We start from the raw sequence: 20,673 nt of genomic DNA, 5'->3' as shown, positions 1-20,673 counted from the left end.
CTGACCATGGCCGGAAGGTCTCCCTGTTCCTTGAAATAGCGCGCTATGGAAGACTAGGGGTTATTGACGTTTGGTGACGAGCGCGACGGATGTCCGCTTGGCGTAGGGCAAGACCGGATATGCGTGGTTTGGTTGTTCCAAATAGGTCCCGAGCAACGCAGATCGTTGCCAAACGTCAACAGACCCTCGTGACCATCATCCCGATTCATTATTTATTTATGCGCGGCCTAGAGCCTGCGAAACCTGAGTGCCAATGCCCGCTATCGATCATCCACTGATAGACCAATTCCTCGACGCTCTGTGGCTGGAGAAAGGTCTTTCCGATAACACCCGCGATGCCTATCGCAGCGATCTGGCCCTGTTCCACGGCTGGCTGCAGGAAAAAGGGTTGGAGTTGATCAATGCCGGCCGAGAATTGATCCTCGATCACTTGGCCTGGCGTCTGGAGCAAAACTACAAACCCCGCTCGACAGCGCGATTTCTCTCCGGCGTGCGTGGCTTCTATCGCTATTTGCTGCGGGAAAAGCTGATTTCAGTCGATCCGACCTTGCGTGTCGATATGCCGCAGCTGGGTCGACCATTGCCTAAGTCCTTGTCGGAAGCGGATGTGGAGGCCTTGTTAAAAGCACCGGACCTGAGCGAAGCCATTGGCCAGCGCGACCGCGCCATGCTCGAAGTGCTTTATGCCTGCGGCTTGCGTGTGACGGAGCTGATCAGCCTGACGCTGGAGCAGGTCAATCTGCGCCAAGGTGTGCTGCGAGTGATGGGCAAGGGCAGCAAGGAGCGGCTGGTGCCGATGGGCGAGGAGGCGATTGTCTGGGTCGAGCGTTACATGCGCGATGGCCGCCAGGAGCTGCTGGGCGGGCGTCCCAGCGATGTCATGTTCCCCAGCCAGCGGGGTGAGCAGATGACGCGGCAGACCTTCTGGCATCGCATCAAGCACCAGGCCAAGGTTGCCGGTATCGGCAAGTCGCTGTCGCCGCACACCTTGCGCCATGCCTTCGCCACGCACCTGCTCAACCATGGCGCGGACTTGCGGGTGGTGCAAATGCTGCTCGGCCACAGCGATCTGTCGACCACGCAGATCTACACCCATGTCGCCCGTGCACGTTTGCAGGACCTGCATGCCAAGCATCACCCGCGCGGATGATCACGATTCCTGTGGGAGCGAGCAAGCCCGCTCCCACATAACAGCCAGCGCCACCACGATGTCTCGCGACAGGCGCATTCGGTCACGAGGGCCTTATGTGGTAGGCTTTGCCGGTTTGCACGATGGGCGTTTATGACCCGGTGTTTCGGCACGGGCGTTCTGATCGTCCCATTTGTCCGCCTTCAGGAGTTCTCATGCGTCTGACCCAGATTTTCGCCGCCGCAGCCATTGCGTTGGTCAGCACCTTTGCCGTCGCCGATGACGCGGCCGACAAAGCCATTCGTAAAAGCCTGGAAAACCTCCAGCTCGAGGTTCCGGTAGAAACCATCACCGCCAGCCCGCTGCCAGGTCTGTACGAAGTCAAGCTCAAGGGCAGCCGCGTGCTCTACGCCAGCGCCGATGGCCAGTACGTCGTTCAGGGTTACATGTTCCAGCTCAAGGACGGCAAGCCGGTCAACCTGACCGAGAAGACCGAGCGCCTGGGCGTTTCCAAACTGGTCAACGAAATTCCGGTGGCTGAAACCGTGGTATACCCGGCGATCGGCGAAACCAAATCGCACATCACCGTGTTCACCGATACCACCTGCCCGTACTGCCACAAGCTGCACGCTGAAGTGCCTGAGCTGAACAAGCGCGGCATTGAAGTGCGTTACGTCGCGTTCCCGCGCCAGGGTCTGGGCTCACCGGGTGATGAGCAGCTGCAAGCGGTCTGGTGCTCGAAAGACAAGAAAGCCGCGATGGACAAGATGGTCGACGGCAAGGAAATCAAGGCCGCCAAGTGCGATAACCCGGTTTCCAAGCAGTTCGCCCTCGGTCAGTCGATCGGCGTGAACGGTACACCGGCCATCGTTTTGGCCGACGGCCAGGTCATTCCGGGCTACCAGCCTGCGCCACAAGTCGCCAAACTGGCGCTGGACGCGAAATAAATTCGCATCGTCACGGTCAGCCATTGACGATCATGGTTCGGCGGCAGCGTTCGCCGAGCCATTAATAGAGAACCGCGAGTATGCGGTTGTTTTCACGGCCGGCCTTGAGTCGGCCGTTTTATGGGGAGTTCACAGTGAAACCGGTCAAAGTAGGCATCTGTGGGTTAGGGACCGTCGGTGGCGGTACCTTCAACGTACTTCAGCGTAACGCCGAGGAAATTGCTCGTCGTGCCGGGCGTGGAATCGAAGTGGCACAAATTGCCATGCGCACGCCAAAGCCTCAGTTCCAAACGACCGGTATTGCGATTACCAACGATGTCTTCGAAGTGGCCACGAACCCTGAGATCGACATCGTTATAGAGCTGGTGGGCGGCTACACCGTTGCCCGCGAGCTGGTACTCAAGGCCATCGAGAATGGCAAGCATGTGGTCACCGCGAACAAGGCACTGATTGCCGTTCACGGTAATGAAATTTTCGCCAAGGCGCGCGAGAAAGGCGTGATCGTGGCGTTCGAAGCGGCTGTGGCCGGTGGCATTCCGGTGATCAAGGCGATCCGTGAAGGTTTGTCGGCCAACCGTATCAACTGGGTCGCCGGCATCATCAACGGCACCGGTAACTTCATCCTCACCGAAATGCGTGAGAAGGGCCGCACCTTCGAAGACGTACTCGCCGAGGCGCAAGCCCTGGGTTACGCCGAAGCCGATCCGACCTTCGACGTTGAAGGCATCGACGCGGCCCACAAGCTGACGATCCTGGCGTCCATCGCGTTCGGTATTCCGCTGCAGTTCGACAAGGCCTACACCGAAGGCATCACCAAGCTGACCACCGCTGACGTGAACTACGCCGAAGCGCTGGGCTATCGCATCAAGCACCTGGGCGTGGCGCGCAGCACCGCAGCCGGCATCGAACTGCGCGTGCACCCGACGCTGATCCCGGCCGATCGCCTGATCGCCAACGTCAACGGCGTGATGAACGCGGTGATGGTCAACGGTGATGCCGCCGGTTCGACCCTGTTCTACGGCGCTGGCGCTGGCATGGAGCCGACCGCTTCGTCGGTGATCGCCGACCTGGTGGACGTGGTTCGCGCCATGACTTCCGACCCGGAAAACCGCGTACCGCACCTGGCCTTTCAGCCGGATTCGCTGTCGGCCCACCCGATCCTGCCGATCGAGGCCTGCGAAAGCTCCTATTACCTGCGCATCCAGGCCAAGGACCATCCGGGCGTGTTGGCGCAGGTGGCGAGCATCCTGTCGGAGCGCGGTATCAACATCGAATCGATCATGCAGAAGGAAGTCGAAGAACACGACGGCCTGGTGCCGATGATCCTGCTGACTCACCGCGTGCTGGAACAGCACATGAACGACGCGATCGCCGCCCTGGAAGCGTTGGCGGGCGTAGTCGGTCCGGTCGTACGGATCCGCGTCGAGCACCTGAACTAAGCCGTTATCGTTCACCGGGCTCGCCTGCGGGCCCGGGTTTGCGAACACTGTCTATTGGAGCCAGTCATGCGTTATATCAGTACCCGCGGCCAGGCACCGGCCCTGAATTTCGAAGATGTCCTGCTGGCCGGTCTGGCCACGGACGGTGGTCTGTACGTCCCGGAAAACCTGCCACGTTTCACCCAGGAAGAAATCGCTTCCTGGGCCGGCCTGCCGTATCACGAGTTGGCCTTCCGGGTAATGCGCCCGTTCGTCACCGGCAGCATCCCTGATGCCGATTTCAAAAAGATTCTTGAAGAAACCTACGGTGTGTTTTCCCACAACGCCGTGGCGCCATTGCGTCAGCTGAACGGCAACGAATGGGTACTGGAGCTGTTCCACGGCCCGACCCTGGCGTTCAAGGACTTCGCCTTGCAGCTGCTGGGTCGTCTGCTCGACTACGTGCTGGAAAAACGTGGTGAGCGCGTAGTGATTGTCGGCGCCACCTCCGGCGACACCGGTTCGGCCGCCATCGAAGGCTGCAAGCACTGCGAAAACGTCGACATCTTCATCCTGCACCCGCACAACCGCGTGTCCGAAGTGCAGCGTCGCCAGATGACCACCATCTTCGGCGAGAACATCCATAACATCGCCATCGAAGGCAACTTCGATGATTGCCAGGAAATGGTCAAGGCCAGCTTCGCCGACCAGAGCTTCCTCAAAGGCACGCGTCTGGTCGCCGTGAACTCGATCAACTGGGCGCGAATCATGGCCCAGATCGTTTACTACTTCCATGCAGCCCTGCAGTTGGGCGGCCCGGCACGTTCGGTATCGTTCTCGGTGCCGACCGGCAACTTTGGCGACATTTTCGCCGGTTACCTGGCGCGCAACATGGGCCTGCCGATCAACCAGTTGATCGTCGCCACCAACCGCAACGACATCCTGCACCGCTTCATGAGCGGCAATCAGTACGTCAAGGACACCCTGCACGCCACGCTGTCGCCGTCGATGGACATCATGGTGTCGTCGAACTTCGAACGCCTGCTGTTCGACCTGCACGGTCGCAACGGCGCAGCGATCGCCGGGCTGATGGACACCTTCAAACAAGGTGGCGGTTTCAGCGTCGAACAGGAACGCTGGACCGAAGCTCGCAAGCTATTCGATTCGCTGGCCGTGGATGACGCACAAACCTGCGAAACCATTGCCGAAGTTTTTGAGCAAACCGGCGAACTGCTGGATCCGCACACCGCTATCGGCGTGAAGGCGGCGCGCGAGTGCCGTCGCAGCCTGGATATCCCGATGGTGATCCTCGGTACGGCGCATCCGGTCAAATTCCCGGACGCTGTGGAAAAAGCTGGCGTAGGAAAAGCGCTCGAACTGCCTGCACATCTTTCTGATTTGTTTGAGCGAGATGAGCGCTGCACCGTGCTGCCAAATGACCTGAAAGCCGTGCAGGCCTTTGTCAGCAAGCATGGCAACCGCGGCAAGCCTCTGTAACCAATTAAAACTGTCACATTTTGAAGCCCGTCTCCTGACGGGCTTTCTCATTTCTGCATGTCACACTTGTTGGGTTTTCGCCCCATGAAGGACGGGCGAGTTGATCACGAAGGGAAGTGGTAATGCTGTTTTTCAGAGGGTTAAAACCAGCTGCGTGCTGGATGTTTTTTTTAGTCGGCACCCTGGGCTTTGCTCAATGGGGGAGCGCGTCGCAATTGGCGGCAACCGATTCCAAAGGATCGGTTGCTGGCCTAAGAATCGAGCTTGATGCTCAGGAGTTGAAATGGATTGCCGAGCATTCAAAAGTCATCGTCGCATCGGTGCAATACCCGCTGTACCTGTTCAAGGATAAGCACGGCCAATGGAGCGGCTTGAACAATGATCTGCTCAACCGCATCAGCGCGATGACGGGATTGCGGTTTGTTCACGAAGAATCATTTTCCACCGATCAGTTGCTCGGGCGACTGGAAAGTGGCGCAGCGGACATGAGCACGACGCTGGCGATGAATGACGAACGCAAGACGTTTCTGGATTTCAGTCATGCGTTCGGTGGCGCTGGCTGGGTGTTCGTCGGGCGGGCGGGGGCGCCAGAAGTGCAATCCCTGGAGCAGCTGTCGGGAAAGGTTCTGGTGTTACCGACCCGGCATGCGCTGGAGTCCACGATTCGCCGCGACAATCCGGACATCGAGCTGCGCTTGGTTAAAACCTATGCGGAAGCCCGGGCGTTGGTCGAGAGCGGTGAGGCTTATGCCACTATCGAGAACGAAACCGGAGCACAACTCTATCCGTCTGGGCAGCTCAAGGTCGGGTATACGGTGGAGGGCAAATGGGAGGCGGACCACCTGGCCGTACGCAAAGGTCAGCCTCAGCTGTCGAGCATCCTCAACAAGGCGCTTGAGGCGCTTGATCCTGCTGAATTGCGCGCCATTCGCCTGAAATGGCTCAATGGGATTGCCCCCGTCAAGGTGCCCGACGCCTGGCACCGACTCGCCGAGTGGGGCTGCTGGGGAATGTTTATCGTCAGTCTGTTCGGTCTGTTATCCCTGCTCTGGAACCGACGGCTCACGGCATTGATCCAGCAACGCCTGGATGCCGAGAAAAGTCTGAGTGATCAGCTCGCCTTCCAGCATGCGTTGATGGACGCCATGCCCGATCCGATGTTTGTTCGTGATCTGGAAGGGCGTTTGATCATGTGCAACAAAAGTTATGAGGAGGGCTTGTCGACCCGTTTCGACCAGGTTCAGGGACGACAGCTGATTGAACTGGACATCTTGCCCAAAGAGACCGCCGAACTGTTGCATGCAGAGTTCATGGCCCAGCTCGGTACGCGCAAGACCCGCTTCACCGAGCGTCAATTAATGTTCAACAACGGCGTCAGGCATGTCTATCAGTGGACGGTGCCGTTTTACAGTGCCGACGGACAATTGCGGGGTCTGTTGGGCGGATGGATCGATATCGGTAAGCGCAAGCAGCAGGTATGACGCGGCTGTTTTTTATCTGTCATCTTGGCCGTGCATGCTCTATTGACCCGCGGCGCAGGTTCCCCAGCAGTCGGTATCCAGAACTTTCTTCTCGAGCCAGTGGTCATTTACTGTAGGCACGCCCCAGGCACTTTGTTTTCGGACTATTGAGTGGTGATCGAGATGGAAAGTATCAGTCTATTGCTCGGTGAAGCTCTGAGCCCGTATCAGGTAACGTTGACCCCGTCGGGAACCCAGGGCGAATGCCTGGTGACACTGAAAAATGCGACCGGCGCTATTGTGGTCGAGCGGGTGTTCAATCAGGCCCAATTGACCAGCAAACGTCTGTTGACCGATGTCGTCGACGGATTGCACCGCGATGTGCTGATCGCCGAAGGCAGGCTGGAGCCCTGCGTCATCGCGGCGTTGCGTAATGCTGCTCAGGACAAAATCCTGGCCAACCGTAATTGAATTGTTTTTTGTGGGAACCTTCCTGCGTTTAGGTCAGTCAGACCTTGTAACAGCAGGATCAAGCATTGTGCTCCGGTGCTTGTAGCTTGCTGCCACTGGTCTTTATGTAGGCCACGTTTAACCCCGAGTCGTCTCCCCACTTCTCGGGGTTTCTTTTTGCCTGCGATTTGTCATTGCTCGGCCTGGTGCTCAAAAAACGCTTTGGTTTCTTTCAGGTAATCGCTGCGCCTTTCCGGATCCAGCCAGTCAGCGTATTGCTGATCCAGTCGATCATGCGGCATGGTGCGTAACAGCTGGTTGATCTCATTGATCGCCTTTCGGCCTTGAGGTGTATTGGAGCAGCCGATGTGCCCGGACAGGTATTTACCCGTGCCTCTGACCGGATAGAACGCCAGCTGGTCGTCGGCCATCTGTGCCTGATCGGCCTTATAGCGAATTTCCGGCCAATAACCCAAAACCACCTGCAAGCGACCCAGGCGCTGCATTTGTAACAGGCTGCCGAGGGCGTCGTTGCCGTAGTGACGTGTCAGCGCGTCGGGCAGTGCCTGTTTCAGCAGCGTGTCGAGGAATTGACCATAACTGCGCTCAGCCACTACACCGACTTTCTTTCTACCACTGGCCAGCATTGCCGCCAGATCGACTTCACCGTCGACAAGAAACGGTTCCAGCACCGCTCGATCTTCCTGCCGGACGACCAGGCCATTGCTGACGGCGCGGAAGGCCGGAATGGAGAACGTAATCCACTGTTCCCGCTCCTTGGTCCAGACCAGCGAGGGATCGCACGTCAACGACGCTTCGTGGAGCATTTGCATGCCACGGGCCCGGTTGACCCGCATCAGGGCGTGCTGGTATTGCGGCATGCCGGCGATCAACAGCGGCAGCATTTGATCGATGATTCCCTGTCCTTTTTTCGGACCTTCGAGAATCATCGTTGGCGGCAAATCGCGCAGCAGCCAGATCAGCGTCTCTTTGGGCTGCGCCGAGGCGGGAGAGCCAAGGCACGACAATAAGATGAGCGTCGCCAAAACCCGCCAGCCGTGGGCGTGATCGAGTGCTGATGAAAGCAGGCGTTCCAGCTTAGATGGCCCCGTCTTCACGCAGCTTTGCGATCTGTTCCTTGTCGTAACCAAGATCGTTGAGTACCTGCGCATTGTGTTCGCCCAACTGCGGCCCGACCCATTCCGAAGTGCCGGGTGTCTCTGATAGTTTCGGCACGATTCCCGGCATCTTGAAATCTTTGCCGTCCGGTAACTTGGCCTTCAGGAACATTTCCCGGGCCAGGTACTGCGGATCGCTGAACATATCTTGCGCACTGAAGATCCGGCTGGCCGGTACGTCGGCCTGATTCAACTGCTCGATGATGGTGTCCAGCGGCAGCGAGTTGACCCAGCGATCAATCACCCCATAAATCTCGTCGCGACGGTTATCGCGTCCGTCGTTGCTCGCCAACACAGGGTCATTGGCCAGGTCCTCGCGACCAATGATCAGCATGAAACGCTTGAAGATCGCATCGCCATTGGCGCCGATCTGCACATGTTTGCCGTCGGCACTGGTGTGGATCGACGAGGGCGTGATGCCCGGCATGATGTTGCCGGTGCGTTCGCGGATGAAACCGAACACGTCGAACTCCGGGACCATGCTTTCCATCATGGCGAAGATCGCTTCATACAGCGCCACATCCACCACTTGGCCAAGGCCACCGTTGACCTCGCGATGACGCAGGGCCATCAATGCGCCGATCACGCCCCAGAGCGCGGCAATAGAGTCGCCGATGGAAATCCCGGTGCGCACCGGTGGCCGGTCTTCGAACCCGGTGATGTAGCGCAAGCCACCCATGGATTCACCGACGGCGCCAAAGCCTGGCTGATCCTTCATCGGCCCGGTCTGACCGAAACCCGAGAGACGCACCATCACCAGTTTCGGGTTCAGTGCGTGCAAGACTTCCCAGCTCAGGCCGAGCTTTTCCAGCACGCCAGGGCGAAAGTTCTCGATCAGGATGTCCGCCTCGCTGAGCAGTTTTTTCAAGATCGCCAGGCCGTCGGGGTGTTTGAGGTTCAGGGTCAGGGATTTCTTGTTGCGCGCCTGGACGAACCACCACAGCGAGGTGCCTTCATACAGTTTTCGCCATTTTCGCAACGGATCGCCGCCATCGGGGGACTCGATTTTGATCACCTCGGCACCGAACTCTCCGCAAATGCGCGAGGCAAACGGCCCCGCGATCAGCGTACCCAATTCAATGACTTTCAGACCTGAGAGCGGTTTTCCGGTGAGCGGCATGCTGGATCCTGTAGGACAAAGGTTGAGCGAATACAGGGTTTTAACATAGCCGAACGTCAGACGACCAAGGTTGATCGCCTTCAATTCGTGGATTGCCTACCGCATCGGTTAGACTTGCCGCCTTTCCCCGTATCAAGAAGCCCGTTCATGGCCCAGCCGTCCACGACCTACAAGTTTGAACTGAACCTTACCGACCTCGACCGCAGCGTCTACGAGAGCGTGAAGCAGACCATCGCCCGTCACCCTTCGGAAACTGAAGAGCGCATGACCGTGCGGCTGCTGGCCTACGCCTTTTGGTACAACGAGCAGTTGTCGTTCGGTCGCGGTCTGTCAGACGTGGACGAACCTGCCCTGTGGGAAAAGAGCCTGGACGACCGTGTTCTGCACTGGATCGAGGTCGGCCAGCCAGACGCCGATCGCCTGACGTGGTGCTCTCGTCGCACCGAGCGCACCAGCCTGCTGGCTTACGGCAGCCTGCGCGTCTGGGAGACCAAAGTGATCCCGGCGATCAAGAACCTGAAAAACGTGCACATCGCTGCTGTTCCGCAGGAAGTGCTGGAAACCCTGGCCAAAGACATGCCCCGGGTTATCAAGTGGGACGTGATGATCAGCGAAGGAACGATTTTCGTCACCGACGACCGTGGTCAGCACGAAGTCCAGTTGCAGTGGCTGAGCGGCGAGCGCGGCTGATTATTCGCTGCTGGTCCGCGTTATCCGGTTTTATCCTACGTACCCAAGAGAAGCACCTGTCACCCCATGCGCATCGAACCCCGCCTGTTGCCCGACACCCTGCCATTCCTCGGTGATCTGCCGCCGCTGCTGACCCGTCTGTACGCGGCGCGGGGCGTGCTGTCCGAGGCTGAACTGGACAAGAGCCTGGCGCGGTTGATTCCATTCCAGCAGCTCAAAGGCATCGATGCGGCGGTGGATTTGCTGGTGACGGCGCTGGAGCAGCGTCAGCGGATTCTGATCGTCGGTGACTTCGACGCCGATGGCGCGACGGCCAGCACCGTGGGCATGTTGGGCTTGCGCCTGCTGGGCGCGGCGCACGTCGACTATTTGGTGCCGAACCGGTTCGAGTATGGTTACGGCCTGACGCCGGAAATCGTTGAAGTGGCGCTGACCCGTACACCCCAGTTGCTGATCACTGTGGACAACGGTATCTCCAGCGTTGAAGGCGTGGCAGCGGCGAAAAAGGCCGGGCTCCAGGTGCTGGTCACCGACCACCACTTGCCCGGTGACGAGTTGCCGCTGGCCGATGCCATCGTCAATCCGAACCAGCCGGGTTGCGAGTTTCCGAGCAAGGCACTGGCCGGCGTCGGGGTGATTTTCTACGTGTTGATGGCTCTGCGTGCGCGTTTGCGCAGCCTCGGTTGGTACGAGAGCAAGCCGCAGCCGAACATCGGCGAGCTGCTGGACCTTGTGGCCCTGGGCAGCGTCGCCGACGTGGTACCGCTGGATGCCAACAACCGGATTCTGGTGCACCAAGGCCTGGAGCGGATTCGCGCCGGGCGTGCTCGGCCGGGGATCAAGGCGATCCTCGAAGTCGCCAAGCGTGACCACACGCGCATCACTTCTACTGACCTGGGTTTCATTGTTGGCCCGCGTCTGAACGCGGCGGGGCGTCTGGATGACATGAGCCTGGGCATTGAATGCCTGCTTACCGAAGACGCTGGTCTGGCGCGTGAAATGGCCGCTCAACTCGACGGCATGAACCAGGACCGTAAATCCATTGAGCAGGGCATGCAGCGTGAAGCGCTGGCTCAACTGAAGGATCTGCCGGTCGAGTCGATGCCGTTCGGCTTGTGCCTGTTCGATCCCGAGTGGCACCAAGGTGTCATCGGAATCCTCGCTTCGCGTATGAAAGAACGCTATTTCCGCCCGACCATTGCCTTTGCCGATGCCGGCGATGGCTTGCTCAAGGGCTCGGGGCGTTCGGTTCAGGGTTTTCATATTCGCGACGCATTGAGCGTGGTGGCGGCGCAACACCCGAATCTGATCAGCAAATACGGCGGCCATGCGATGGCCGCCGGCCTGACGCTGCCGGAAGCGAATTTTCCGTTGTTCGCCGAAGCCTTTGACGCGGAAGTGCGTAGGCAATTACGCGAAGAAGACCTGACCGGGCGATTGCTGTCGGACGGCACGTTGGCGGTCGAGGAGTTCCACCTGGAACTGGCCCGTGCCCTGCGCCATGCCGGTCCTTGGGGGCAACATTTCCCGGAGCCGCTGTTCCACGGCGTGTTCCAGTTGGTCGAGCAGCGAGTGGTCGGCGAGCGGCACCTCAAAGTGGTGCTGAAGAGTGAATGCGGCTCGGTGAAGCTGGATGGCATTGCCTTCGGAATCGACCGCGACATCTGGCCGAATCCGACCATCAAATGGGTGGAATTGGCCTACAAACTCGACCTCAACGAGTTTCGTGGCAACGAGACGGTGCAGTTGATGATTGCCCACATCGAACCGCGTTGAACCCTTCGCGAGCAGGCTCGCTCCCACAGGATTTGCGCAAACCCTGTGGGAGCGAGCCTGCTCGCGAAAGCGATTTGCCTCACACCGAATCCCTCGGAACCCTCCCTGATCCCCCGATGTCGACTAGTCTCTAAGCACTGCTTGATTATCCTTGTGACGTCTTGTCGAATTTTTTACCCGCGGGGGCGGGTGCTGCACCTTTTTCCTGTCACTCGTCGACTTTTCAAACAGAACCCTGGAGCCTGCCCACTGATTCGAGAGGTGCCCCATGAGTCTGCTGCTTGAACCCTATACCCTTCGCCAATTGACCCTGCTCAACCGCATTGCGGTGTCGCCGATGTGCCAGTACTCCAGCGTTGATGGACTGGCCAATGACTGGCACCTGGTCCACCTCGGCAGCCGTGCTGTCGGCGGCGCCGGCCTGGTGTTTACCGAAGCCACGGCAGTCACGGCCGACGGGCGCATCACCGCCGAGGACCTCGGCCTGTGGAACGATGAACAGATAGAGCCGTTGCAACGCATCACTCGCTTCATTGCGGCTCAGGGCGCTGTGGCCGGCATTCAGTTGGCTCACGCCGGGCGTAAGGCCAGCACCCATCGGCCGTGGATCGGTAAACATGGCAGCGTCAAACCCGAAGACGGTGGCTGGATCCCGGTGGGCCCATCGCCGATTGCTTTCGACCCGCAACACACACATCCCAAGCAGCTCGATGATGGCGAGATCGCTGAAGTCATTCAGGCCTTTGTCGCTTCGGCCCAGCGAGCGCTGACCGCCGGTTTCAAAGTGGTGGAAATACACGCTGCCCACGGTTACCTGTTGCATCAGTTTCTTTCGCCCCTGAGCAATCAGCGGCGCGATCAATATGGTGGTTCGTTCGAGAATCGAATCCGGCTGGTGCTGCAAGTCACCGAAGCGGTGCGTGCGGTGTGGCCTGAAGAGCTACCGCTGTTCGTGCGGGTGTCGGCCACCGATTGGGTGGAAGACGGCTGGAATCCCGATGAAACCGTGGAGCTGGCGCGACGCCTCCACGCGTTGGGCGTAGACCTGATTGACGTCTCGTCGGGCGGTACGGCGGCCAATGCCGAGATTCCGACAGGTCCCGGGTATCAGACCCGCTTCGCTGAACGTGTGCGCAAAGAATCAGGTATTGCCACCGGCACGGTAGGAATGATCACCGAGCCGGCACAGGCCGAGCACATTCTGCGCACCTGCCAGGCTGACATCATCTTTCTCGCCCGTGAGCTGTTGCGTGATCCGTACTGGCCGCTGCATGCCGATGATGACCTGGGTGGACGCAAGGCCATCTGGCCGGCGCAGTATCAGCGGGCCACCCATCGTGAACAGCCGATTCATGAGTCGGATTTGCGCGACTGATTGACGCTGTAAAACCAAAAAGCCCCGGTCGAATTGACCGGGGCTTTTGCGTTTCTGGGCCGGGACTTTTATTGTCTGGCCTGGCGTCATCGCGAGCAGGCTCGCTCCCACATTGGATCTCCATGAGACACCAATTTTGTGTCCGACAAAGATCACCTGTGGGAGCGAGCCTGCTCGCGATGGGGCCAGCCAAGACACCCAATTACCCTCAGGTGTACTTACGCTTGTCCGGTGCTGGCGGGAAATACTGGTACAACCAGGTCTCACTCAACGTCCGATCATTGGTGCGAATGAACAACCGCAGCTCCACCGGCGCCACGCTGTCATTGGTTGGGTACCAGTCAAAGGTAATGCGGTAACCCTTGATGTCATCCAGCACCAGCACGTTGAAATCCTTGACCTGCCCATTCGAGCACGTGACCACCGGCTCGATCGCCGCACCTTCCGGCAAGCGGTCCAGGCCGCCACCGGTGAAGTCCACGGCAAACCGTCGAGCCCAAACCTCCGGGTAATGCTCGCCAGGCGCCCAGCCTTCGATGAAGCCGCCCATGCCCGAACGAGTGGCGTTGACCCGCGCCAACGGCGTGCTGACCGGCGGTAGTGCGCTCCAGTACAGCTTGTAGCCGTAGTTCAGTGAGTCGCCGGCCGCGACCGGTTTTTTCGGGGTCCAGAACGCGACGATGTTATCCAGGGTTTCGCCAGTCGTAGGAATTTCCATCAGATCGATAGAGCCTTCGCCCCACGCGGTCGTAGGTTCTACCCACAGGCTCGGACGCTTGCTGTACCAGTCGACGGTGTCTTGATAGCTGTCGAACTCATGATCGGTCTGCACCAGACCGAAACCTTTCGGGTCGGTGTCGGCGAAGGCATTGAATTGCAGGGTGGCCGGGTTGTTCAGCGGGCGGCAGATCCACTCGCCGTTGCCGCGCCACATGGCCAGGCGATCAGAGTCGTGGATTTGCGGGTGAATCGTGTCGCACATGCGCCGTTCATGGGTGCCGCAGCTGAACATGCTGGTCATCGGCGAGATGCCCAGTTGTTCGATGGCAGTGCGCGCATTGATGTGGGCATCGATGCCCATGACGACCTGGCTGGCCTGACAGTCGATGTCGAAACGGTAGGCACCGGTGGCGCTCGGCGAGTCCAACAGGGCGTAGACCACGAATCGGGTGCTGTCCTTGTCCGGGGTCTCGAACCAGAACTTGGTGAAGTCCGGGAATTCTTCACGCTTCTTGGCATAGGTATCGATCGCCAGGCCGCGTGCCGACAGACCGTACTGGCCTGAGGCATCGACCGCACGGAAATAGCTGGCGCCGAGGAAGGACAGCACGTCGTGCTGGTCCAGCTCCGGGGCCTTGAACAGCTTGAACCCGGAAAACCCCAGGTCGCCCGTGAGCTGTTTGGTATCGACCGTGGTTTTTTCATAGTTGAACAGGGACGGGCGGAAATGCACCTCTCGCGCCTGACGCGTCTTGGGGTCGACGCTGTACATGCGCACCGGTTGCTTGAAACCCATGCCGACGTGGAAAAACTGCACATCCAGCTGACCGTTGAGGTCATTCCACAGTGAGTGGTTGCCGTCATAGCGGATCGCGTTGAAGTTCTGCGGTGTCATGGTCGCCAGGGTCGGCGGCAGCACCTGCTTGGTGTCCTGATAGCGATTGCCGGCGAGCTGCTTGGCCTGGATCTTCAGTGCTTCGAAGTCGAACGCCTGAGCCTCGCCATCCGCCGCGCCGGTACCGGCCCAGGCCCGCGAAGCCAGCAGGCCGGTGGCTGATAATCCGGTGTAGGCAGCGATGGCCATGGACGCTTTGAGCAAATTCCTGCGGTGCATAAGTTCAACCTGTCGTGAACAATCCCGCGCCGTTCCTGGCACGTGCTGGATCAAAAATAAAGGTTCGGACATGCCTTCGGCCAAACGCAACGGACATTAAACAGATAACAAATAGCTTAAACCGTTCGGTCGCGGAGAAAAAATGATTGGTAGCACTTTGGCTTCGTGGCAATGAAACAAGAAATGTCGGTTAAGTTTTCCGACAGTACTTTCTGATTTATAGGGCATTTCTGCTTTTTTTGACTAATTACTCTAAAAATCGCTTTTCAGCGCCGCGATAGTTCCTATTCTGTGTTCATGACCGACCACTGCCCTTCAGGCCGGCGACTACAAAAAGGAGAGGGCGATGCGGTTTTTGAAGTTTTCTCGGGCTTATAGAAGGACATCGTCCATGACGAAAGTACAAGGCATCACCCAGTTGCTGGGAATCCTTCCTTGCCTGACCACTGTGCGCCGAAGGCGTCGGGTCAGTTCGGACGAGATGAAGTTGTTGGAGCGCTATCGGGAGCTGTCGGAAAGCGACCAGATTGCGATGCGGTATCTGGTGGATGCGATGAGGAGTGTTTCGCGGTTTTGAAAAGGAGAAGGCTTTGGCCGTGACACGGGTGTCGCGGTCAGATCCTACAGGGCGGTAGGAACCCGACTACGATGAGCGGCGGTTGCAGACTTGCACGCCAAGTATTACGTTTCTCGGGAGAGTAATACTCCAGGAGAGCATCATGACGACAACCATGACCAGCAAAGGGCAGGTCACTATTCCCAAGCCTATTCGCGACGCACTGCACCTGATACCAGGTTCGGCCATAGAGTTCAGTGTCAACGCGCAAGGCGAGGTGGTGCTGCACAGCCATAAGGCAAAAGCCGACAAGACAGCCACACTCGACCGATTTGAGGCGGCGCGTGGTAAAGCGGATATCAAATGGCGAACCGACGATTTGATGGCATTGCTGAGAGGTGAGGACTGATGATATTGGTCGACACGAATGTGTTGATTGATGTTCTGGAAGACGACCCCGTCTGGGCTGACTGGTCCATACAACAGCTACGTGCTCAATCCCAGATTCATGAATTGGCCATCAATCCGATTATCTACGCCGAACTGTCCCATACATTCACGACGTTTGAAGCGCTGGATGATGCGGTTACACAGCTCGGTTTGGCGATGCGGGAAGTCCCGCGTCCCGCCTTGTTTTTGGCCGGAAAGGCTTTTGTTCGTTACCGGAAAGTGGGCGGCGGAAAAAGTAACGTTTTGGCGGATTTTTTCATCGGTGCGCATGCCGCAGTGAAAAAGCTGCCGCTACTGACTCGGGATGCCAAGCGTTACCGCAGCTATTTTCCTTCGGTTGAGTTGATAGTGCCGGCCTGAGACCGTTGGGCATCAACGGATAAACCTGCTGAGATGCCTATTCGCGAAGGTTTTCAGGGGGAGGCTAACAAAAGGGGCGGACTGTGAAGTCTGCCCCTTTTTCATTTTTTCACTCTACCTTCAACTGCAAGTGCCCACGATCGTGAACGGCCGTTGTGCCTGCATCAGATCAGGCATGTCCCGCCATTTGATCCAGGCCTGATGCTGCCAATGCAGCAGCGGCACCGAGATCCCGGCCCACTGCAACGAACTCAGGCTTGGAATGTTATCCACAGATGTCGCTTTCGACTCACGCAGCGAAGGTATGACTTCGTTGCTCAGCCACTGGCGCAGGTTTCGGTTTTCCGGGACGAAATGGTGCACCAGAAGGGCGTACATCCCTGATTCGCTGACCATCAGTGATTCGACCGTTTTGCCGTTCTTCAGCAACCAGGCAAATCGACGTTGATCGGGGTCGAGTTTCAGGGTGAGGCGTTGGTCCATCGGGCGGCCCATCAAGCGACCGAGATCCTGGACGCAGAACCAGGCTTGATTGTCCTGCATGAAGGCGTGGAGGAAGCGGTTGTGGCGGGTGAAGATGGTTGGGGTGAAATGAGGATGGGTTTTAGACGGATTTAGCGTGTGTTCAAACATTTTTTCGACTCCAAGTTGAAAAGGGAGCCGCCACTCAGAGGAGCGCGGTTGCGCCATGTTGATAGTGTTCCGGCTTCGACCCCGGGTCGCTGATTTGGCAGCGACGAGGTAAAGCCTATCGTTCAGGCGCTCGCGGCGCCGCATGCTGTAGGAATCGGTGTCTATGCCGGAAGGTTCGATCTGTAGGAATTTCCTGTTTTTGCCTGAAGTGCAGTCAAGCAGCATCACAGCGGTGGTTTTTCCTATAGTTTTTCCCGCATTCAGGAACGAACTGCAGGTTTGCTACATGTTGATCGAATTTTCAGTTTCCAATTATCGCTCCTTCCGTGACAAACAAACCCTGTCCATGGCTGCGACGCCGCGCTTGAGCAAAAAGCGCAACGTGTTCACGCCAATTGTAAATGGAGAAAAACTGCCTGATTTATTAAAGGTGGCGGCGATTTACGGACCGAACGCTTCCGGTAAGTCTTCGCTTATCCGGGCGATGGGGATCATGGGGAGTTTGCTTGCTTCGACACCTACATCAAATGATGAACCGCTACCGGTCTCGCCGTTTCGTTTTGACCCGCAACTTCAAAATGCACCCAGTTCTTTTGAGTACAACTTCATTCAACACGGGGTCCGATACCGGTTTGTTCTGCGCATGACTGCGCAACGGATTATCGAGGAACAACTGGTTTCCTATCCCAAAGGTAAGGAAACGCTGTTGTATTCGCGTCGTTTTGTTGATGAGGGGGAGCATTATGTTTTTGGCTCAAGCCTTGAGGGGGGTAAAGAGGTGCACAACGCCTGGCGGCGTCTGACGAGCCCCAAGATGTTGTTTATTTCGCAGGCGGTTGCGAACAGTAGCGAAGAGTTGACTCAGTTGCGGGGGCCGTTTAGCTGGTTTCAAACCGGTCTACTCGTTATTGAGCAGAACAACATGATGGGGCTGTCAGCAGCGTCCATCAGATTTCTTCGGATGGCATCGGATTACACACATGATTTACGAGACTTTCTGAAGGAAGTGGATATCCCGGTGTCAGCGATCCGGCTCAACACCGAAGACGCAGAGTCTGTTCAATGCACCAAAAAACTCACACTGAAAGAGTTCTTCGCCGCAGCCCAAAAAGACAAAGTGACCCTGACGCATACGAGTCATTTAGGCCCCGCGGAGTTTGATTTTTCCGAGGAGTCAGGCGGTACGAAAAATCTGATTGGATTCTGGCTGCCCTGGTTCATGATCAATCACGCTGATGGTAGCGGGATACTTTCTGTCGATGAGTTGGACAGCAGCCTTCATCCCTCAATAGTCTCGGACTTGATTGAGAAACACCTGGACGGTGGGTTGGAGACTCAACTGATCTTTACCACTCACGACACTCATTTAATGAACACCAAAGCGCTTCGGCGCGATCAGTTCTGGATCACCGAAAGAGACGCTAACGGTGCAACCTGCCTTTTTTCTGTTTACGACTTTGAAGGACGGGAAGGGGAGGATGTTGAGAAACGCTACTTTGAGGGTCGTTATCGCGGGTTGCCACTGATAAGGCGGGGTTGATCATGGCGCGTTCGATACGGCTATTTGATCGAAAGGCACCGCGGTTCAAGCCTCAACCCAAAGTGTTGATCCTCTGTGAAGACAGCAAGTCAGGAAAACGATATCTGGAGGAGGCTGCATTTCATTTTCGCGCCAAAGCTCAAGTGGAAATTGCCCACTGTGGCCTCACGCACCCAAGCGGCATTGTAGAAACAGCAATAGCCGCCAGAAATGCTTCGACAAGGTGTTTTGTGCATTGGATCGCGATACACATCTGTGTTTTGAACGAGCAATAAATCTGGCGAGGCCTCATCCGAAAATCAAAGTCATCGCTTCGTACCCCTGTTTTGAGTTTTGGTTGCTTCTGCACTTCGGTTTCAATCGAAAGCCATTTCGAGCGGTTGGGAAGCGCTCTCCAGGCGACTTGGTGGCCAAGAGCCTCAGAGAGAAACCCAACATGGATAAGTACGAGAAAGGCGAAGACACCAACTATTTCGCACAACTTTTAGGTGAGCCATTCCAAAGGGCGAGAGATTTAGCACCAAAGATTATCGAGGACGTTGCTATCAGCGGCGAACCCAACCCCAGCACCGAAATCCATCTGCTGATGGACGAATTCGAAATTCTCTCCAACCCCCTACCGATCTAACACCTCAAACCCAGCCCGCATCACTGCGGGCTGGGTAAGTGCCCTTACCGACTAACCTTCCAAGCATCCCCCGCAGGCGCAGTCCCATGGTCATACGGCTTGGCCAGCCACATATAAACCAGCCCCAACCCAATCACGATCGCAGTACTCAACACCATCGCGTAGTTGATGTACCACGCCGCATCCGGCGTGCGCGGCCAGGCCATGTTGATGATTGCGCCGACGCCATAGACCAGCGCGCCGATGTTCACCGCCCAGCCCCAGGCGCCGAGGGTGAATTTGCCGCTCGGTTTCCAGCCCTTCATGCGCGCATAGAGTGCCGCGAGCACGATCATCTGGAATGCCAGGTAGATGCCGATCGCGGCGAAGCTGACGATGGTTGCGACGGCATCTTGCAGGAAGAAACCGAGGATGATGATCAGCGCCGGTAGGACGCCGGACACGAACAGTGCCGCAACCGGTACCTGAGTCGTAGGAGAGATCTTCTTCAGCAGTGAGCTGCCGATGACCATTTCATCCCGAGCGTAGGAATACAGCAGACGGCTCGCCGCCGCTTGCAGGCTGATGACGCAGGAGATGAAGGAAATCATCACCACGCCCATCACCACTTTCGAGCCGACCGGGCCGAAGGCATTGTTGAGGATGGTGGTGACCGGGTCCTTGTCAGTGCCGTTGATCACCGCTTGCATGTCTGGCACGGCGAGAATCAGCGCCAGGCAGGCGAACATCGCCGCGATGCCGCCGATGTAGATGGTCATGCGCATGGCCACCGGGATCTGCTTGCTCGGGTTCGGGGTTTCTTCGGCCACGTCGCCGCAGGCCTCGAAGCCGTAGTACAGGAACATCCCCGCCAGAGATGCGGTGAGAAATGCCGGCAAGTACGAGCCGTCGACGCTGATATCGAAGGTGTTGAACAACACACTGATCGATTGATGACGTTCGAAGATCAGCAGGTAAACGCCGACGATCACCGCACCGACCAGTTCGCAAACGAAGCCGAACATGGCGATCCGCGCCAGCACTTTGGTGCCGCTGAGGTTCACCAGGGTCGCGAACAACGTCAGGAACAGTGCGATGACGATGTTGGTGTTGTTGCTCGGTTCAAAGCCCATCATGGCGGCCAGGTACGGACCGGCGCCCACCGCAACGGCGGCGATGGTGACGCACAGGGCGATGGAGTAGATCCAGCCGACCATCCACGCCCAGCGCTTGCCCACCAAGCGACGAGCCCACGGGTACACGCCGCCGGAAATCGGGAACTGCGAGACCACTTCACCGAAGATCAGGCACACCAGCAACTGGCCACATCCGACCAGCAAATAAGCCCAGAACATCGGCGGCCCACCGGCGGCGAGGCACAGGCCGAACAGGGTATAAACCCCTACGACCGGAGAGAGATAAGTGAAGCCCAGGGCGAAGTTTTCCCACAGGCTCATGCTGCGATTGAAGTTCGAGGTGTAACCCAGCTTGCGCAGTTGCTCGGCATCGCTGTCGGCAACGGCTGCGGAGAGTTCGGGTGATGCACTCATGGTGTGTTAACTCCGGAAAATCGGCAGATTTCGGATGTCCGAAACCGTGACAGGGCCATGACGGCGCTGCCCGGATCGGTGGTTATTGTTTTTGAATTGCGGT

At 57.8% G+C, this 20,673-nt stretch carries 18 protein-coding genes and 1 pseudogene; 14 read left to right on the top strand and 5 right to left on the bottom strand.

Features of this window, described 5'->3' with window-relative positions; genetic code table 11:
* Positions 1–253 precede the first annotated feature (253 nt).
* The 6 genes from xerD to EAH74_RS09015 all read left to right on the top strand — a co-directional run bounded on the left by xerD (position 254) and on the right by EAH74_RS09015 (position 6,922).
* A complete protein-coding gene (gene xerD / locus EAH74_RS09040; protein WP_140677745.1) occupies positions 254–1,150 on the top strand; it encodes a site-specific tyrosine recombinase XerD in 897 nt (298 codons plus the stop codon).
* A 194-nt stretch (positions 1,151–1,344) separates the two neighbouring features.
* A complete protein-coding gene (gene dsbC / locus EAH74_RS09035; protein ID WP_123365749.1) occupies positions 1,345–2,076 on the top strand; it encodes a bifunctional protein-disulfide isomerase/oxidoreductase DsbC in 732 nt (243 codons plus the stop codon).
* Between the two features lie 134 nt (positions 2,077–2,210).
* Entirely contained in the window at positions 2,211–3,515 is a 1,305-nt protein-coding gene (locus EAH74_RS09030; protein WP_046053481.1) for a homoserine dehydrogenase, read from the top strand.
* Between the two features lie 66 nt (positions 3,516–3,581).
* Entirely contained in the window at positions 3,582–4,991 is a 1,410-nt protein-coding gene (thrC, locus tag EAH74_RS09025) for a threonine synthase (RefSeq protein WP_076029878.1), read from the top strand.
* 122 nt (positions 4,992–5,113) lie between these two features.
* Positions 5,114–6,472 carry a transporter substrate-binding domain-containing protein gene (locus tag EAH74_RS09020; RefSeq protein ID WP_140677744.1) on the top strand — a complete coding sequence of 453 codons (1,359 nt, stop codon included), beginning with the start codon at positions 5,114–5,116 and terminating at the stop codon, positions 6,470–6,472.
* A gap of 162 nt (positions 6,473–6,634) precedes the next feature.
* Positions 6,635–6,922 (top strand): DUF3509 domain-containing protein, encoded by a 288-nt coding sequence (locus tag EAH74_RS09015; RefSeq protein ID WP_140677742.1) that lies wholly within the window; start codon positions 6,635–6,637, stop codon positions 6,920–6,922.
* Positions 6,923–7,092: 170 nt separating this feature from the next.
* Here EAH74_RS09015 and EAH74_RS09010 read toward each other — a convergent pair whose 3' ends face one another.
* Positions 7,093–8,019: a TIGR02285 family protein gene (locus tag EAH74_RS09010; RefSeq protein WP_140677740.1), complete on the bottom strand. Its 927-nt coding sequence runs from the start codon at positions 8,017–8,019 to the stop codon at positions 7,093–7,095.
* Positions 8,000–9,199 (bottom strand): CaiB/BaiF CoA transferase family protein, encoded by a 1,200-nt coding sequence (locus EAH74_RS09005; RefSeq protein WP_140677738.1) that lies wholly within the window; start codon positions 9,197–9,199, stop codon positions 8,000–8,002. The genes EAH74_RS09010 and EAH74_RS09005 overlap by 20 nt, the downstream gene beginning before the upstream one ends.
* 147 nt (positions 9,200–9,346) lie before the next feature.
* Between EAH74_RS09005 and EAH74_RS09000 the strand changes: the two genes are divergently transcribed.
* The 3 genes from EAH74_RS09000 to EAH74_RS08990 all read left to right on the top strand — a co-directional run bounded on the left by EAH74_RS09000 (position 9,347) and on the right by EAH74_RS08990 (position 13,040).
* Positions 9,347–9,889: a YaeQ family protein gene (locus EAH74_RS09000; protein WP_007897614.1), complete on the top strand. Its 543-nt coding sequence runs from the start codon at positions 9,347–9,349 to the stop codon at positions 9,887–9,889.
* A gap of 66 nt (positions 9,890–9,955) precedes the next feature.
* Positions 9,956–11,665: a single-stranded-DNA-specific exonuclease RecJ gene (gene recJ, locus EAH74_RS08995; RefSeq protein ID WP_134101866.1), complete on the top strand. Its 1,710-nt coding sequence runs from the start codon at positions 9,956–9,958 to the stop codon at positions 11,663–11,665.
* Positions 11,666–11,933: 268 nt separating this feature from the next.
* Positions 11,934–13,040, top strand: a complete 1,107-nt coding sequence (locus EAH74_RS08990) for an NADH:flavin oxidoreductase/NADH oxidase (RefSeq protein WP_140677737.1) — start codon at positions 11,934–11,936, stop codon at positions 13,038–13,040.
* 208 nt (positions 13,041–13,248) lie between these two features.
* Here EAH74_RS08990 and EAH74_RS08985 read toward each other — a convergent pair whose 3' ends face one another.
* The gene (locus EAH74_RS08985; protein ID WP_140677735.1) at positions 13,249–14,874 is read right to left on the bottom strand and encodes a glucan biosynthesis protein D; all 1,626 of its coding nucleotides are present in this window, start codon (positions 14,872–14,874) and stop codon (positions 13,249–13,251) included.
* A gap of 391 nt (positions 14,875–15,265) precedes the next feature.
* Between EAH74_RS08985 and EAH74_RS08980 the strand changes: the two genes are divergently transcribed.
* The 3 genes from EAH74_RS08980 to EAH74_RS08970 all read left to right on the top strand — a co-directional run bounded on the left by EAH74_RS08980 (position 15,266) and on the right by EAH74_RS08970 (position 16,240).
* Positions 15,266–15,451 carry a hypothetical protein gene (locus EAH74_RS08980; RefSeq protein ID WP_008151642.1) on the top strand — a complete coding sequence of 62 codons (186 nt, stop codon included), beginning with the start codon at positions 15,266–15,268 and terminating at the stop codon, positions 15,449–15,451.
* 142 nt (positions 15,452–15,593) lie between these two features.
* Positions 15,594–15,839, top strand: a complete 246-nt coding sequence (locus EAH74_RS08975) for an AbrB/MazE/SpoVT family DNA-binding domain-containing protein (RefSeq protein WP_140677733.1) — start codon at positions 15,594–15,596, stop codon at positions 15,837–15,839.
* Complete coding sequence (locus tag EAH74_RS08970) at positions 15,839–16,240, top strand: type II toxin-antitoxin system VapC family toxin (RefSeq protein WP_140677731.1); 402 nt, start codon at positions 15,839–15,841, stop codon at positions 16,238–16,240. Before EAH74_RS08975 ends, EAH74_RS08970 begins: the two co-directional genes overlap by 1 nt.
* Positions 16,241–16,360: 120 nt before the next feature.
* Here EAH74_RS08970 and EAH74_RS08965 read toward each other — a convergent pair whose 3' ends face one another.
* The gene (locus tag EAH74_RS08965) at positions 16,361–16,873 is read right to left on the bottom strand and encodes a BRO-N domain-containing protein (RefSeq protein WP_140677729.1); all 513 of its coding nucleotides are present in this window, start codon (positions 16,871–16,873) and stop codon (positions 16,361–16,363) included.
* A gap of 286 nt (positions 16,874–17,159) precedes the next feature.
* On the opposite strand from EAH74_RS08965, the gene EAH74_RS08960 reads away from it, so the two are divergent.
* Positions 17,160–18,413, top strand: a complete 1,254-nt coding sequence (locus tag EAH74_RS08960; RefSeq protein ID WP_140677727.1) for an AAA family ATPase — start codon at positions 17,160–17,162, stop codon at positions 18,411–18,413.
* A 2-nt stretch (positions 18,414–18,415) separates the two neighbouring features.
* Positions 18,416–19,041, top strand: a pseudogene (locus tag EAH74_RS08955) (RloB family protein).
* A gap of 44 nt (positions 19,042–19,085) precedes the next feature.
* Here EAH74_RS08955 and EAH74_RS08950 read toward each other — a convergent pair.
* Entirely contained in the window at positions 19,086–20,570 is a 1,485-nt protein-coding gene (locus tag EAH74_RS08950) for an APC family permease (RefSeq protein ID WP_140677725.1), read from the bottom strand.
* Positions 20,571–20,673 lie beyond the last annotated feature (103 nt).

Origin of the sequence: Pseudomonas mandelii, assembly GCF_006438925.1 — a bacterium.
GTDB lineage: Bacteria > Pseudomonadota > Gammaproteobacteria > Pseudomonadales > Pseudomonadaceae > Aquipseudomonas > Aquipseudomonas mandelii_C.
Note: the sequence above shows the minus strand (reverse complement) of the source record. Positions and strands in the feature narration are given on the sequence as shown.